This is a genomic window from Dyadobacter soli, assembly GCF_900101885.1.
Taxonomy (GTDB): domain Bacteria; phylum Bacteroidota; class Bacteroidia; order Cytophagales; family Spirosomataceae; genus Dyadobacter; species Dyadobacter soli.
Window position 1 is genome coordinate 145040 of record NZ_FNAN01000009.1, and the last position, 15699, is coordinate 160738.

The window sequence follows — 15699 nt, forward strand, 5'->3', positions numbered from 1 at the left end:
AGTTACATTTAACTGGTAATCACTTGAATGAGCAAAAGGACGGAATGAATTATCCGAGGTTGGATTTAATGAACGCAAGCCCATCGCGCATGAGCTGCTCTTCCGAATCGAACATCTTGCGCCAGATATTGGCCACCGGCAGTTTCGGACTGAATGCTTCGATGCTGATCCAGCCGTCGTATTTGATATCGCGGATCGATTGGAACACGCCTTCCCAATCCACATTGCCCTTGCCGGGTGTGGAGCGGTCGTTTTCGGAAAGTTGGATGAACGAAATGCGGTCGCCGGCCTTACGGATGGTATCGCCGATATTCTTCTCCTCGATGTTCGCGTGGAAAGTATCGAACATGATTTTGCAGTTCGGGTGGTACACATCGTCTACAAATCGGATAATCTCGTCGCCGCAGCTGGTCAGGTACAGTTCGAAGCGGTTCAGGTATTCCAAACCCAGGGTAATGTCGAGCGACTCGGCATAATCGGCTACTTCCCGAATTCCTTCGATTCCCCATTGCCATTCTTCTTCCGTAGCCGGTTTACCCGTGAAAACGCCAAGTGCGGAATGGTACGGGCCCATCAATCGGCTTGCACCGAGTACCAATGAGCAATCCAACGCACGTTTCAAGTGATCGATCGTGTGGCGGCGCATCGCCGGGTCGGCGCTGATCAGATGCTCCGACGGCCCGCAGATGGTGTCGGTCTCGCACGCAAGGCCCAAGCTGTCGAGCTTCTGGCGGAATGCAAACCAGTGTTCGGGGTTTGTATTGAAAATCGGCACCTCGACGCCGTCAAAACCGATCTCTTTAATGAGTTCGAGGGTAGGAAATAGGCTTTCGTCAATCTGGTTTCCCCACAAAAGGAGGTTCATGCTGTACTTCATCAAAATCGAATTTATCTCGCTGGCGAATGGATTTGGCGGGAGTTAGGTGCCCGTGTCTTTTCAGTATACAATCTTAAAGTAAAAAAGTACTGTTCAATATACATGTTTTGACGAGTAGTTAGCTGATATTGATAAGTTGGCGCACGCTTGCCGGAATATCGGGGTAAAATTGACTCATAACCTAAATGCAAAAATGGCGGCCCTCGGGAGAGGACCGCCATTTTTGAGCCTTATATCAAGTGCATTTACTGCACTCTGCTGAAAATGAGCTGTTTATTGTCTTCGTAATACAGTACCAGCCTGTTGGCTTTCAAATCGTAGAGGTTTACGCTAGGCAGTGCGTTCACGAAAAGGTTGCCCCAGCTCGTTTCCGCTCTTTCGGTACCGCCGCCACCGATCTGGATGGTGTTCTGCTGGGCAGTTTCGTAAAAACCAGTCAGGATATTGGTGGAAGTAGTGCCTTCCAACTCGCCTTTTTCTTTAAAATTGAGGCCTATGTCCATCACACCCTTGCTGGTCGCCGGTTTGCTGATGGTGTCATCCTCCTGCACGATACTTTCCAATTGCCATTTGCCGGTCAACTCCACGTTGCTGCTGATTGTGGTTGTTTTTCCACAACCCGTAAGCAGCGAAAAAAACAGCAAGGATGCTGTCGGAATTATGAGGGCTTTCATATGTGTAAATAAATTTCGAAACTACCTATGACTGACATCGTACTCGCAAAAAAGGTTGCAAAAAAGTTGAGCGGCTCTATAAATCTACAAAAAATATGCCAGCCGTCCGAGCATGGACGGCATAATTTATAACGTTTCCAGACCCATATTCTTTTACGGATGGTTAATCTATTTTTTGTGAATAAATTCGAGTAATGATCATATTTTGATAGTAATAATGTAATATTGCTAATCTTTTGGGTAAAATCCTGACAGAATATGAAAGCACCGATCCACAAAAATATCGAAAGCCAGGTTCGGACGGTAACCGTTCACGAGCTCAAAGAGCCCCATTTCGACCCCAACTGGCATTTTCACCCGCATTACCAATTATTCACCGTTCTGGAGGGAACCGGCAAACGGTTAATCGGAGATTCCATCCAGACGTTCGGTCCGGGTGATACGGTATTTCTCGGCCCGGATGTGCCACATCTGTGGCGCAGCGACCCGGCCTATTTTGAAGCAGGTTCCCCATTGATGACGCATGGCATCGTGCTCTATTTTCAGGAAGATTTTTTAGGAAAAGATTTTCTCGACAAACCCGAAATGCTCGGACTCCGCCAATTGCTAGCAGACTCGAAGCGGGGGATTTGCTACAAAGGCGCGCTTTCGGAGCATATCCGCGAGGAGCTGGTCTCGCTTACTTCCGTTGAAGGCTTCAAAGGCATTCTGCAACTCCTGACGCTGCTCGACAAACTCGCGCACGACAATACCGGTGAGTTCATTTCGAGCTACGGTTATGTCAATAACTTCAAAGTGTCGGAAACGGAGCGGATGCAGAAGGTACACAACTACGTCCTTCAACATTTCTTCCAGGAAATCCGTCTGAGCGACGTCGCCTCCCTCGCCGGCATGACCGAAGCCGCATTCTGCCGCTACTTCAAAGCCCGCTCGAATAAAACCTTCATCGATTTCGTCAACGAGATCCGCATCGGTCACGCCTGCAAACTCCTCCTCGAAGACAAATGGACCATCGCCCAAATCGCCTACGACAGCGGCTTCGATTCGCTATCGAATTTCAACAGGAATTTCAAAAAGTACATCGGGCACACGCCTAGGGAGTATAAGGGGAATTATTGATGATATCTGTCGCTCTTCGGGTTTGCCATTAACGAATTTGCAATGCCTGCTGGTCAACGGTGATATTGAATTCGATCTCTGCTTTTAAAGCGCTGAAAACTTTCAGTATTGTATCAATTGTGGCGCTGTGATTGCCGTTTTCGAGCTTGGAGATCTGCGCTTTTTGCACCCCTACCAGCTCTCCAAGTTGTTCTTGTGTGAGACTGCGTTCTTTTCGGACGGTTCTGATAGCCCGTCCAAGCAAGGCCATGCTTACCTTATTTTCATGCGCATTTCTGGCCGGAGTGCCAATAGGGCCGATGTACTTATCCTTCATCTCATCCAGTGTGTACACCTTCATTTTTGATTTTCCCATAACTATTTTTGTTCTTCAAAGTATCTCGCTCTAATTCTTAGTGCCCGCTGAATCTCCTGAGACGGGATTTTTGCGGACTTTTTAATGAAACCATTGGACGCGACTACCAAAGTTTGTTGGGAATCAGATTTATCCCAAAATGCAAGTAGCCGAATTTCGTTGCCGTTATACGTAGTTCTGAATTCCCAGATATGTTGATGAATTTTCTTCAATAGTCTGGGATCGTTTGTTTGTGCCGCCATATCAATGTTAAAGAATATTTTATCGATTGCTTGTTGAGGCAGGGTAGCAAGAAACCGATTGGCTTCATCTAACATCAATATGTTGAAGTAGTGTGTAGGCATATTAAATATAATGTGTGTTTCTAAATTTGGAAACTTCTAAGTTGTAAAAATATCCTGACCGGTCGATGCCAGGCCAGGATATTTCAAAGGATCAACCCTTCACATTATTAGTCCCATACTTGCCGCGCTGCGGCCGGGAGAGCATTGCGGTTGCTTCCTTATCATTGATAAATTGCTCCTTTTTCGGGTCCCATTTCACTTTGCGGCCGAGTTTCATGGCCGTGTGTGCGAGGAGGCATGCGGTACATGAGCGGTGCGCGATTTCCGCGTGGCTGATGGTCTGCTTGCCGCTCTGGATGCTTTCGATCCAGTTCTGGTGCTGTTCGGGGCTTTCGTACAAATGGATTTCGTTAGCCTGGATGACCGAGCCGAGGATTTTAGGATCACTGGCGTAAAATGCCTTGTTTTCTTTCGCATTCTGAGCCGCCACAGGGTCGGAGGCTGTAACGCCTACATTGCCGCGTGAAACGAAGATCCAGCCTTCGGTACCTTCGAATTTCACACCATTCGGATTAGTACCGCCGATTTCCATTGTCACGCCATTGGCATACAATGCATTCACCAGAAAATCGCCATGCACATCCCAGAGGCCGGAGCCCTGCGCCGGGAAAGTGGCCTTGCCTTCGATCTCGATGGGTCCGGTGAGTTCGGTATCCATGCCCCAATGCGCGATATCGATGTGGTGCGAGCCCCAGCCGGTGATCATACCCGCGCCGAATTGTTCCAGACGAAGCCATCCCGGACGGTCGTTGATATCCGTTTGTGAATGCACGCGGTCCAGGGTGTAGAAAATCTCGGGCGTCGAGCCGAGCCACATATCGTAGTTCAGGTTGGAAGGAACCGGCATTTGCGCAGTGCTTCCGCCCGCCGGATCACCCGGAAGGCCCACATATACTTTTTTCAACTTACCAATGCGACCGTTACGCACAAGCTCGCAGGTACGTTTGAACTGCGGCCACGGGTTCACCGAACGTTGCTGGCTGCCCAATTGGAATATAACCCCCTTTTTTTTGATCATATCGGCCATCTGTCGGCCTTCGCGGATCGTGAGCGAAGTCGGTTTTTGCATGTAAATATGCTTTCCGGCAACGGCCGCTTCCATGGCGGGCTGTGCGTGCCAGTGGTCGGGCGTACTGATGATCACCGCGTCGATGTCTTTCCGGCCCAATATTTCGTGGTAATCATCGTAAGTTTTCACTTCGAGGTATTTCTCCTTGCCGGTACGCTCCACGTATTTCCGCTCGATCCATTCCTTGCCTTTGGCCAGACGGTTTTTGTCGAGATCGGCTACGGCTATAACATGCGCCGCCTCGTTTTTGATTACTTCCGGCAAGTCGTGTGTGGAGCCGATGCGGCCGAAGCCGATCTGCCCGATATTGATCTTATTGCTCGGCGCATTCTTGCCGAAGACGCTCGACGGCACGATAGTGGGGAACATCGACGCCGCGATAATGCCGGCAGTTCCTTTTGCCGTAGCTTTCAAAAACGACCTCCTGTCCTGGTTTTGCTCCTTCTGATCTTTCATTTTGTATGCAGATTTCGGATTGATGACTGATATGTTTATTTCGAGAGTGCCGGAATGGCGTTCCGTACCGCGTCTTGCGGGCTGGTTGCGTAAGCTTTACTGTAATTTCTTGGTTTCTGCGGCCCGATAGCCCATTCAATGGCGCCGAGGATATGCTTCCGCAGGTCTTCCTTTTCATAGTCTTCCTTCTGGTGCCCGAGCGAGGTGTAGAAGGAACGCCCGCCGTCGTACTCATGCCACCAAACCGACGGGAACACGTCGCCGAATGTATCCAGTGCCTTTCCGGCCGGTTTTTGAACCGTGGAATGATCGTTTACGGCGAGTACATTCAGGTTTACACCCAATTCTTTGATAAAATAAAACTCGTCGATCTGCCGCGGCCAGGTTTTGCCCAAATGCGCCAGCGAAGGATTTTTTGTATCAAGAATTTTTACCGAAAAACTCTGTCCCGGCTCATGCCAGAAGAACGTGCCGCCCAGCAAATCCTTGAACCACCGCCATTTACGCTCGGTGCCGGAAGCTGAATGTAGCCCTACAAAATTGCCGCCTGACTGAATGTAGCGCATGAATGCAACCCGCTGGGCATCGGTATCGAAAACGTCGTTATTGGTATTCGAAAACACCAGACAATCGTACTGTTTCAAATTTTCGTCCGTAAACTTCGATGGGTCGGAAGTGGTATCGACCGCAAAGCCGTTTTGTTTCCCCAAAGCCAGGATCGCCACCTTGGAACTGGCAATGTTATCATGCACGTAACCCTTCCCGTTTTTGGTATAAACCAGGACTTTCACCTTGTCCCATTTAATCTTCTGAGCGTGTGTACGCACCGGCCACCCCAGCCCAAGGAATAGCAGGCAGAGCAGGCATGTTTTCAGGATGTTTTGTTTTTTCATTGATACTTAAAGAAAAGGTTTGATTATTTGATGCTTCTTTTATTCTCCGCAACATTTTCAGGAAGCTCTCCTTTTGCATTTGAGCCGGAGATGATGCTTTTGCCGGTTTTCGCTTCAATTTGTCGCCTGGTATTCCCAGCAATGCTGCCGCCTTCATGTGCGACCACCTTGTTTTGGTCAAATGTATCCGGCTGATTCTGTTGGGATATTTCAGTTGTTGTGGCCTCCGCGAGCATATTGAGTACCAACTCCAAGTTGGTCATGTGATCACGCAGGCTTTCTTTTTTGAGATCTTTAAACTGTTTGTATTCCTTGACTGTCTTTTCGCTCCAAGCTTGTGTAATGATGTCGGTAAGTATAGCAAACTCCCTCCCGGCTTTTACCCCCCGCCGATCCCATTCGTCGGTCAGTTCTTTTCGAACCTCAATGCTTTTTAGGCGTTGATTGATCCACTCTTTGGAATAGCCTTTGCGCAGATAACTTTGCATTGCGCGATCGATACCAATTTCAGGGTCTTCGGTTTCCTGTATTCTTTCATTACCCAATTTGGCCAGCCACAATTTGAATGGCTCTGCTTTAGGCGACGGAATTGACTGGATAAGGCGAAGAATTTGCTCAATATCCGCTACGTCCGTTAGATAAAACTTTCCGTCCGCTGATTGCATTTTCAGTTGACTACAATTTGTAGCCAACTCGCTTCCTTCATTTTTTAGCCTGGTTTTAAGAACACTCCAGTATTTTCTGGGGTTAGGACTGCCCGTTAAAACACGGACTATATCGGTTATTGAAATGTACCATTTCTCGCTTTTATCATCCCAATGGCTGCGGATTTTTTCTTGTGTGAATTCTTCCAGATTGTGTGACATATGCGTGTATAGTTTTGTGTGACAGATTCTAAAATCCAATAGAATTCCCTCCATCCACAGGCAGCGAGACGCCTGTAATGAATTTCGCGGCTTCTGAACTCAGGAATACTGCTGCCCAGCCGATATCGTCCGGTTTACCCCAGCTAGCCATCGGTGTGCGGTCCATGGCTTTATCGCGTCGTGACGGGTCGCCGTTCATGGCGGTGAGCATCATTGGTGTTTCGATGAAACCTGGTGCGATGGCATTTACACGGACATTATAGGGTGAAAATTCGGTGGTTAATGCCTTCACCATCCCGCCGACGGCTGATTTCGATGCCGTGTAAGCTACTACGCGGTCGATACCGTATAATGCGGCCATGGAAGTGATCATCAGAATGGAGCCGCGCTTGCGTTCTACCATACGTTTGCCGCATTCGCGGGTGATCGAGAAAACAGCGTGCAGGTTGGTTTGGATAACACGGTCGAAATCTTCATCTGTGACTTCGACAGCGTGTTTTTTCATATTAATACCCGCATTATTGACCAGGATGTCGATTTCGCCGACTTGCATTTCGATAGCCTCGATCAATGCCGGCAATGATTTGAGGTCGGTGATGTCATTAACAAAATAGCGGGCATTCGCGCCAAGCTTGGGTAATGCTTCTTTCAAAACATCTTCGCGCCTGCCTGTGATCACGAGCTGTGCGCCCGCCTGCGCGAGGCATTGCGCAATGTAAAAGCCGATGCCGCTCCCCCCGCCGGTGACGAGGGCGATTTTGCCTTCCAGCGAGAAGACATTCAATGATGATTCGGAGTGATTTTGAACAGACATGTATTTAAAAATCAATTAAAACAATTAATACTCCTGAACCGACCGTGCAATGCTCATTTCCAGCCCCCGAAGTTCCGCCAGCGCTTTGAGCCGGCCGATCATGGAGTAGCCCGGATAGGTCTTTTTGTGCAGATCGTCGAGCATCTGAAAGCCGTGGTCGGGGCGCATGGGCAGCAGATTGTCGGTATAATGTGCGGCACGGCGGCGCAGTTCTTCCTGGTGCAATGCTTTCACGACCTCATACATATCCACATCACCATTTAAATGCGGCGCTTCATGGAAATTGCGGTTGTCCTCGGCTTCTCTTTTGGTCGTTCGGAGGTGCACGAAATGGATGCGGTCGCCCAGCCGCCGGATGATCCCCGGCAGGTCATTGTCAGCCCGGACGCCCAGTGAGCCGGTGCAGAATGTAATGCCGTTGGCCCGGATGTCGCACGCATTCATAAGTTGCGCGAGATCGGCTTCGGTACTAACAACCCGTGGCAGGCCGAGCAACGCCCGCGGCGGATCGTCGGGGTGAATGCAGAGGTTAATGCCCGCTTCCTGCGCCACCGGTGCTACCTGGCGGATGAAGTAATACAGGTTTTCGCGCAATTCTTGGTCGCCGATTTCCGCGTATGCATTGAGTAGTTCCTGAAAATTGGCGAGTTCAAATGCCTCTTCGGAGCCTGGTAAGCCCAGTAAAACGGTATTAGTCAGCAGTTGAATCTCGACGGGCGACATACTCTGCAACTTCTTCCGGCCTGATTCCTGCACTTGCTGGTCATAGTCTGCTTCGGCACCGGGCCGTTGTAGGATATAGAGGTCGAACAACGCGAAATCCTCCCACACGAAACGTAGCGTTTTATGGCCTTCGGGGAAGGTATAGGTCAGGTCGGTGCGTGACCAGTCGAGTACCGGCATGAAGTTGTAGCATACCGTTTTGATCCCTTCCGCGGCAAGATTACGCAGCGAGGTTTTATACTTCTCGATGTACTCATCGCGTGCCGGCAATCCTTTTTTAATATGCTCATGTACGGGAAGACTTTCTACCACGAGCCATTTTAATGACGTATATCGCTCATTACCAACCTCGATCAGTGAAATTCTTTCCCGGATCGCCTCTCTCGTCCACACCTCGCCGACGGGCATCTGATGCAGCGCGGTCACGACGCCACTACATCCAGCCTGGCGGATGTCCATCAGCGAAACCGGATCATTGGGGCCGAACCAGCGCATGGTTTGAATCATAATGCAATGTGTTTTTATTAAAATATAAATATAATATTGTATTGTAACCGATTGCATTAACTTGCCATAAATTTTGGCAACAGGGCTTTCTGTCAAAAGACGGAAAATGCCGACGTAATCCCTTACATGGAAAGGATGATGGAAAAGGAAATTACCATTTATGACCTCGCAAAAATACTGGCATTGTCGCCTGCGACGGTAAGCAGGGCACTGAACGACCATCCTGCGATTAACGTCAAAACCAAGGCGCTCATTGCGGAGAAGGCGGCCGAGCTCGGCTACCGTTCCAATACATTTGCGAGCCATTTGCGGACCCGCAAAACCAACACCCTGGGCGTGATCGTGCCGAGGCTTAATAGTAATTTTATGTCGACTGTCCTCGCCGGAATGGAAGAGGTTGCTAATAATTTTGGGTATAACTTGCTGATTAGTCAGTCGTTAGAGTCTGAATTGAAAGAGCGGGCGAATGCGAAAACGATGTTCGACAGCCGTGTGGACGGTCTGCTGGTATCCGTAGCTTACGACACCGATTCGATCGACCATTTCGTCACATTCATCAACCGCAACATCCCTGTCCTGTTCTTCGACCGCATTATGGATCACCCTCGATGCGGTGCCGTAATTATCGACAACGAGCAGGCTGGTTACGACGCGACGCGCCATTTGCTGGATCAGGGCTGCCGCAGGATCATTCACGTCACCGGCGACCTGCGAAGAAATGTGTACGCCGATCGAATGAATGGTTTCAAACGCGCGTTGGCTGGACAAAACCTGCCGCAGGATAATCGCTTCATTATATCGACTGATCTGAGCCAGGAAGCCGGTCGGCAAATCGCCGCGCAGATTGATCAAATGGCGGAAAAACCCGACGGCCTCTTCATCGCTAACGACCTCTGTGCGGCGATTTGCATGCAGGTTCTGAAAGAAAAAGGTTACGCCATTCCGGACGACATTGCCATTGTCGGTTTCAACAATGATCCTGTGTCACAAGTAGTGTCTCCCCAACTCACTACCGTTTTTTACCCGGGCTATCAAATGGGTAAAACGGCGATGACTACGATGATCGGCCAACTAAATGGTACGAAGCTAATAGACCACTCCGAACCAATTATTCTCCGCTCGGAACTGATTATCAGAAGGTCGTCGATTCGCTTTGAGAATTTGTAAATTGCATTACATTCAACGTTTGCCAAACGCATTCACCTGTAATTCACTATTTTTGAAAACAAGCAGAAATATGGAAGCTGTGGCTGAAAGACTCTATTCACTGGAAGAATACTTCGCCTTTTGTGAAACCCACGAAGGTAAGTTTGAATTCGTCAACGGAGAAATCATAGAGATGGCAGGAGAAACTACCACTTCCAATCGTATTGCTGGCAACATTCATCGCTATCTAGGGCATCTCTTGGATGAGGGGCCTTATGAGTTTTATCAAAATGATGTAAAATTAAAATTGGAAGAAGGAAAGGTTGTACGTCTTCCTGATTTCATGATTTGCGAAGAAAAGGGTGACGCCATTCGCTATACCACCCTTCCACTTCTGATCGTCGAAGTGCTGTCCGAAAGCACAGCCAAAACCGATCGCATTGATAAACTTCGCGAATATTCCTCGGAAGCTTCTTTGCTTTATTACTTGATGATCGAGCAGACCAAATGCGGCGTTGAAATGTACATCCGCGACGGCGAGCGGTGGTATACCGAGTTCTACGAAAAATTGGAAGATGTGATCAAACTTCCTTACTTCAATGCTGAGCTGCCGGTCAGTGCAGTTTACCGAAAGGTCAAGTTTTAAATTTGTAATGCCCTTTTAACGAAAAAACGACGATTTTGTCGTCGTTTACTGAGTATACCATTCTGTGTTCCTTATCGATTCTTCTAGACCATTTCCCGGAGAGGTTTCCTTTTAGACCTTCTGGTTTGCCAATGCCTTGAAATGGGGAGGTTTGAATGGCATCCAGTAGCTGCCTGACCCTTTGAAGAATCCGCGCATTGCCGGATTTTTTCCAATGCTGCAAATCCTTTAAAGCGTCGGAGGTCAGCTCTATTTCCATATATCATCCAGCGTTATTTTGGTAGTGCGCCCCGCCACAACGTCCTCTTCGCCCCGCTTCATTTTTGCAACGAAATCAGGATCGTAAAGACCTTCGCGCTCCTCCATTTTAAATGAGATATTTAATTTTTTGAAGAATGCTTCGATTGCGTTGCGTTCGTCCTGGTCCTTCGGTTGTACAATGAAAGTTTCCATGCTGATACTGGTTTATATCAAAGTTAACGCTTTTCGAATAGTCGTCCAAAGACGCGCCAGGTATCAGAATTAGGTAATGGTTTTAAGGTAAGCCTAACACAAACACCTGTTGCACCCCCTTCCCAGCCGCATTCTTAACCAGCCGGTTAAATGCCAGCACCTGCCCATCCGCAGACCACACCAAATTGCTTGTAACAAACTCCGAAGGTTCAGTTAGTACCTGAATTCTTTCTTTAAACGGTACACTACCCACTTCACAAAGCACGATGCTACCGTCAAAAACATAGGTAACATGCTTCCCGTCCGGATGCCAGCGGAGGTTGCCGGTAATGTCGGATGCGCATTCAGTGACCTGGCGCGGCGTGCCGCCATTCGGCGAAATGGTGAATATCTGATTGGTGCCGTTCTCATCTTTCGCAATAAATGCCAGCTGGCTGCCATCCGGAGAGGAGCGTACAATGCCGGAGCAGCCCGGATGCGGCGTATTGGCCGTAAATGTGAGGCGGCGCTGGACGGCACCTTTCGGAGGCATTGGAAAATCGGTATCGGTGCCTTCCAGCGGGCCGAGCGGGCCGGGCGGGGTGATGTCTTCGGGAATATCTACGATGAAAAGCTCGGGTACGTCTTTGCCATTTTTATCATTGACCGTTCCGAGAAATGCGCGGGCGATTTGCCGGGTACCATCTTGCTTTAGATAGCCATTTGTTCCTACCCAGCTGTCACTAGCGGCATGGCTGATTGCGTCGCTTCCCGGTGCAGGGTTTGGAACAACCCGCACCACTAATGCACTAAACCATTCACCCGAGACATTCTCAATATTCTCATCGACTTTAACAGGCCTTCCTTTTTTAGAAACACCGATCGTTCGCAAATTTCGCTTCTGTCCCGTCGAATCTTCCAATGCTTTGAGAATAGCATCATTATAGGTGAACCCGATCCACTGGCCGTCGCCGCTCCACTCGTGCCGGTGCGTGCCCCCGCGTAATGCGCCGGGTGTGTACGGGGGCGTCACGTCGCGGGCGTCCATGTACACGGGTACGTTCGGGCGGGCGTCGTGGATGATCACGCCGGTGCGGCGCCATTGCTGGTAGGGATTATCCTTGGTACTGTTTGCGAGGCCGTGAATGAATACGACGGCGTTTTCTTTCGGGCTATAACTCACAGCTCCGGCGCCGGGCCCCCAGGCGGCATTGCCTTTTATATCCAAAAGAACTTGTTTCTCTCCCGTTTCAATGTTCACCCGCTCGATCCGCGCCGATTCCGCGATACCGCCCTCATCCGTTCTGGTGTCGTACACGAGCCATTTGCCGTCGGGCGAAAAGTTGTCGTTGTTGTCCAGGTCGTGGTGGTAGGTCAGATCGTGGGTGATCTGTTTTTCTGCGGTGTCGGTCTGGCAGGATTGCATGCTGGCGAATGTTAGGAACGTTAAAACCGGGATAGAAACAAGTCTCATGGCAAAATCTACTTTTGGGGCGCGGAGATAATGCCCAGGTAACGGCCCATCCAATAGGGCAGGAGCCAGATGTCGCCTGCGCTATGCTCGCCCGATCCATTGCCGCCAGTCCGGTCGAGGTTGAACATATTGCCGTTGTGGCGTTGAACAGGGCGCTCGTCAGGGGGCAATACTTCTTTGGTGGTCTGTTTACGGAAGTTGGGTTCCAGCTTCTCGATGTCCTTGCGGTGGCTGTTTTTGATTACCCAGTCGATCAGGTCCATCGGGTGCTCCCGCAAATACCAAACGGATTCGTTCAGGTCAAAATCTTTTGTGCCGGTTACGGCCGTGAAAATATTCCAGGCACCTTCCTTTTCGGGGCGTTCCGCCTGCCAGTGGTCGATGATCTGCTTTTTGTAACTGGCTTTCAGCGTATCGTTGAGTGCATAGCGATACAGCCCCCAGTAGCCCAGGAAGTACATTTCATCATCGGAATGGTTCCAGCCATCCGACATATGCTTCGCATGCTCGTCCGCATCTTCCGGCGCGCGGCCGATAATGCTCATGGGGCGCATCATATTCTCATAATAGCCGTGTTTGTTCATCAATTCGAATGCCTTGGCCTTGTATTTCTCTTTTTTGGTGAAATGGTAGGCGGTTTGCAGCATGGCCACAATGTTGGATGAGTTCAGTTTACGGTCGCCGACATTCGTAGGAAATGAATTCACATAGTCGGGATGCCATTTGCCCCATTGGGTAGGCTTGCCGTCATAGTCGATGAGGTACATATTGTTTTTTACAATGTGCGACATGACGGTATCGATGAGCATAATTGCCTGTTTCTTGATTTTGGGGTCGTCGACGAGTTCCGCTGCGGCACCGAATGCGAAAATGTGGCCGATCACCTCGTCGCTGCTGGTAGTTGCCTTCCAATCCCATTCCTTTTCGGGCGAATGCTGCCAGCGCTCGATGTCGTGCAGCTCATTGATATGCCCCGAACGCTCAAAGGAACGTGCCGGGAATCCTGCAACAGGGTTCACGGTGAAGAGGCGTTCCATGGCGTCCATCGATTCGCGGCAGTTCTGCAATGCGTCGGGATCTTTGGTGGCGGCGTAGCGGAAAATCTGCCCGCCGAGGTACATGGCGGTCCAAAGCCCGTCGTTGTCCGAATCTTCCGTAAAGCCGGTCGACAAATCCCCGTGGGTTAGTCCCGTCAATTGTGAGTTGAAGCCGTTCCGGATATGGCGAAGGCGCACTTGCTGGTCGAAATGCTTAGCTTTTTCTTCCAATGTCATCGATTTGAACTGAATTTGGCCTAAACCTTTGGTACTAAGCACTAAAACCGAATTTTTAGGGCCTTTTGCAATGTCAATAACCGCATTGCCTGGCAACCAGCGTTCACCGAAATAGTAGTCGAATTTCCCATCGGCGCGTAATGCAAATGCACCCATATCCGAGCCAAACCATACTTTGCCGTTTACTTCTTTTACAGCCGTGATTTTAGTCGCAGGCAACTTGCGGTTCATGCTGCCGGTTTGTTTTCCGGTTGGTATATCCAAAGAAATATAGCCGTCGACGGTACCGATGACGATTTTGCTTTCTTTTGAGGCAATGTCAAAAGCTGTAAAATCGGTTCCTGAAAGTACTTTGGTTAGTCTTTTGTCCTGAACGCCCACTTTGTAAACCGATTTGTTTCCCAAAATCCAGAACTGATTGGCATTGCCCTGAAACGCCAGGCCGATCACCGAATCATCGGGCAACTTGCCGTTCCAGAGGCTTTTGGAGTCTTTGATCAATTCCAACGAAGCACCATCTGAAATCAGAAATGCGAAATCCTTGCCGCCGGCGAACAGCTTCGCATTCGGAAGGCTGTGTTTCGAAAACAATGTTCCGGCCCAGGCATTGCTGAATACGACCTGGTCGGTCAGGTAAACGAGCTGATCCTGATAGGAAATAATGGCGCTGATGTTTTTGTCCTTCATGTACCGGTAGTTCCGGTCGGGAACGACTTTGCCTGGGTAAAGAAACTGGCCTGCGGACGTATGCCGGAGCCCTTCCTTCGCAAGCATCTGGATAATGCCGTTGCGGTCGGAAGCTACTTGTTTCAGGGAGCTTTGAGTAGTATCAGCGTAATATTTAATGCTGAAATCCTGTAAATAGGGCTTGTCCTTATACACAGGCTGTACCTGCGCATGCGTGAAGGTTACGCCCGTCAGTAATAGGAGGGAGAGTAAAAGGTGCTTTTGCATTGTATTGAGTTGGTTATTGTACTTTTTTTCTTCTTTCCATCATCTCTTTCCAGGTGGTCAGGACAATGCCTTCCGACTGGATGAATGCTTTCAGCTCAGGATCGAGCATTGAAAGCATATCGGCATAGCGCGAGCCGCCCGAGGCGCTGATGTATTTGAAATCGTCGGTAACGTCGCTGCTGTGGACGATCATCATGGCCACGCCCGGCTGCATTTTGCGGATCGTTTCGATGAATTTTTGTGCTTTGAATTTGCCCCATTGCGCCGGGGTAACGTCGTTCCCTTCCGGCTTCCAGTCGCCGCTGATGGTGTGCAGGTCGTCGAGCACGGGCAAGCCTGCGGCCCATATTTTCTGTCCGAATTCGCCTGAGCGCTTCGTGATCTCAGGCTCGGGAAGCTCCATTCCTTCTTTCCATTTGCCCTCTGCTTTCAGTTTTTTGACCAATGGATTATTCAAACATTCTTTCAAGAGCTGGTTATTCCCACCTGGGAACATGACCGGAATGTCATATTCGGCCCCGACTTTGATATACCTTTCCAGATAGGGAATGTGTGCGAACAGCGTGCCCATGTGCGAATCCATATGCGTGGGCTTCAATCCGAGTTTCAATGCACGGCTTAGCTGTGCGCGTATCTCCTGCTCCACCACATCCGGGCTGGCGTGTTTGATCACATCTTCCACTTCATGCCACATACAGCCTTCGTCGTCCACCAGTCCTTCGGAATGCGCGATGCCGTTCAGTGGCGGCCAACGGTATTCTTTCCATTCCGAGGTAAGCGTCAGGTGCAGGCCGGCATCCATACCGGGGTTGGCAATGGCATATTTGGCAAAACTGGCCGCCCACGGGCACGGCATCATAATGCTGGATGAGGTGGCGATGCCGTTCTGGATCGACTTTTTGGCTCCCTCGTTTGAGTAATGCGACATTCCCGCGTCGTCGACGTGGAATATGATCACTTTTTTGCCCTTCGGCCAGCCGAGTTTTTCGGCGTAGGTCTGTTGTGCTGATATTTCTTGCATGACCAGTAATAGCAGGTTGATGAGCAAAAGATAGGTCTTCATGATCAAATGGTTG

The 15699-nt window shown here is 49.6% G+C and carries 17 protein-coding genes; 3 read left to right on the plus strand and 14 right to left on the minus strand.

What is annotated here, in order from left to right; all coding sequences use genetic code 11:
• Positions 1–49: 49 nt before the first annotated feature.
• Together BLQ88_RS15885 and BLQ88_RS15890 are read right to left on the minus strand one after the other, a co-directional pair.
• Positions 50–877, minus strand: coding sequence for a sugar phosphate isomerase/epimerase family protein (locus BLQ88_RS15885; protein WP_090151894.1), 828 nt, complete (start codon positions 875–877; stop codon positions 50–52).
• Positions 878–1122: 245 nt separating this feature from the next.
• Positions 1123–1551: an META domain-containing protein gene (locus tag BLQ88_RS15890; RefSeq protein WP_090151897.1), complete on the minus strand. Its 429-nt coding sequence runs from the start codon at positions 1549–1551 to the stop codon at positions 1123–1125.
• A gap of 258 nt (positions 1552–1809) precedes the next feature.
• Between BLQ88_RS15890 and BLQ88_RS15895 the strand changes: the two genes are divergently transcribed.
• Positions 1810–2670 (plus strand): AraC family transcriptional regulator, encoded by an 861-nt coding sequence (locus BLQ88_RS15895; RefSeq protein ID WP_090151900.1) that lies wholly within the window; start codon positions 1810–1812, stop codon positions 2668–2670.
• A 28-nt stretch (positions 2671–2698) separates the two neighbouring features.
• On the opposite strand, the gene BLQ88_RS15900 is transcribed toward BLQ88_RS15895, so the two are convergent.
• The 7 genes from BLQ88_RS15900 to uxuA form a co-directional block, all read right to left on the minus strand.
• On the minus strand, positions 2699–3025 hold the full coding sequence (locus BLQ88_RS15900) for a helix-turn-helix transcriptional regulator (protein ID WP_176885001.1): 327 nt from the start codon (positions 3023–3025) through the stop codon (positions 2699–2701).
• Between the two features lie 2 nt (positions 3026–3027).
• Positions 3028–3369 (minus strand): type II toxin-antitoxin system RelE/ParE family toxin, encoded by a 342-nt coding sequence (locus BLQ88_RS15905; RefSeq protein WP_176885002.1) that lies wholly within the window; start codon positions 3367–3369, stop codon positions 3028–3030.
• Between the two features lie 91 nt (positions 3370–3460).
• Positions 3461–4894 (minus strand): Gfo/Idh/MocA family protein, encoded by a 1434-nt coding sequence (locus tag BLQ88_RS15910; RefSeq protein ID WP_090151902.1) that lies wholly within the window; start codon positions 4892–4894, stop codon positions 3461–3463.
• A gap of 35 nt (positions 4895–4929) precedes the next feature.
• Positions 4930–5787 carry a ThuA domain-containing protein gene (locus BLQ88_RS15915; RefSeq protein ID WP_090151906.1) on the minus strand — a complete coding sequence of 286 codons (858 nt, stop codon included), beginning with the start codon at positions 5785–5787 and terminating at the stop codon, positions 4930–4932.
• Between the two features lie 23 nt (positions 5788–5810).
• The gene (locus BLQ88_RS15920; RefSeq protein WP_090151908.1) at positions 5811–6653 is read right to left on the minus strand and encodes a BRO family protein; all 843 of its coding nucleotides are present in this window, start codon (positions 6651–6653) and stop codon (positions 5811–5813) included.
• Between the two features lie 28 nt (positions 6654–6681).
• Positions 6682–7467, minus strand: coding sequence for an SDR family NAD(P)-dependent oxidoreductase (locus BLQ88_RS15925; RefSeq protein ID WP_090151910.1), 786 nt, complete (start codon positions 7465–7467; stop codon positions 6682–6684).
• Positions 7468–7491: 24 nt separating this feature from the next.
• Positions 7492–8697, minus strand: coding sequence for a mannonate dehydratase (gene uxuA, locus BLQ88_RS15930; protein ID WP_090151912.1), 1206 nt, complete (start codon positions 8695–8697; stop codon positions 7492–7494).
• A 135-nt stretch (positions 8698–8832) separates the two neighbouring features.
• Between uxuA and BLQ88_RS15935 the strand changes: the two genes are divergently transcribed.
• Entirely contained in the window at positions 8833–9864 is a 1032-nt protein-coding gene (locus BLQ88_RS15935; RefSeq protein WP_090152391.1) for a LacI family DNA-binding transcriptional regulator, read from the plus strand.
• A gap of 70 nt (positions 9865–9934) precedes the next feature.
• A complete protein-coding gene (locus BLQ88_RS15940; protein ID WP_090151915.1) occupies positions 9935–10489 on the plus strand; it encodes a Uma2 family endonuclease in 555 nt (184 codons plus the stop codon).
• Here BLQ88_RS15940 and BLQ88_RS15945 read toward each other — a convergent pair.
• The 5 genes from BLQ88_RS15945 to BLQ88_RS15965 all read right to left on the minus strand — a co-directional run bounded on the left by BLQ88_RS15945 (position 10479) and on the right by BLQ88_RS15965 (position 15686).
• Positions 10479–10748: a Txe/YoeB family addiction module toxin gene (locus BLQ88_RS15945; RefSeq protein WP_090151919.1), complete on the minus strand. Its 270-nt coding sequence runs from the start codon at positions 10746–10748 to the stop codon at positions 10479–10481. The genes BLQ88_RS15940 and BLQ88_RS15945 overlap by 11 nt on opposite strands.
• Positions 10739–10942 (minus strand): DUF2683 family protein, encoded by a 204-nt coding sequence (locus tag BLQ88_RS15950; protein WP_090151922.1) that lies wholly within the window; start codon positions 10940–10942, stop codon positions 10739–10741. The genes BLQ88_RS15945 and BLQ88_RS15950 overlap by 10 nt, the downstream gene beginning before the upstream one ends.
• 82 nt (positions 10943–11024) lie before the next feature.
• On the minus strand, positions 11025–12395 hold the full coding sequence (locus BLQ88_RS15955; RefSeq protein WP_229212715.1) for a DUF3748 domain-containing protein: 1371 nt from the start codon (positions 12393–12395) through the stop codon (positions 11025–11027).
• 8 nt (positions 12396–12403) lie between these two features.
• Complete coding sequence (locus tag BLQ88_RS15960) at positions 12404–14623, minus strand: ligand-binding sensor domain-containing protein (RefSeq protein WP_090151928.1); 2220 nt, start codon at positions 14621–14623, stop codon at positions 12404–12406.
• A 13-nt stretch (positions 14624–14636) separates the two neighbouring features.
• Complete coding sequence (locus BLQ88_RS15965; protein WP_090151930.1) at positions 14637–15686, minus strand: polysaccharide deacetylase family protein; 1050 nt, start codon at positions 15684–15686, stop codon at positions 14637–14639.
• Between the last annotated feature and the right edge of the window lie 13 nt (positions 15687–15699).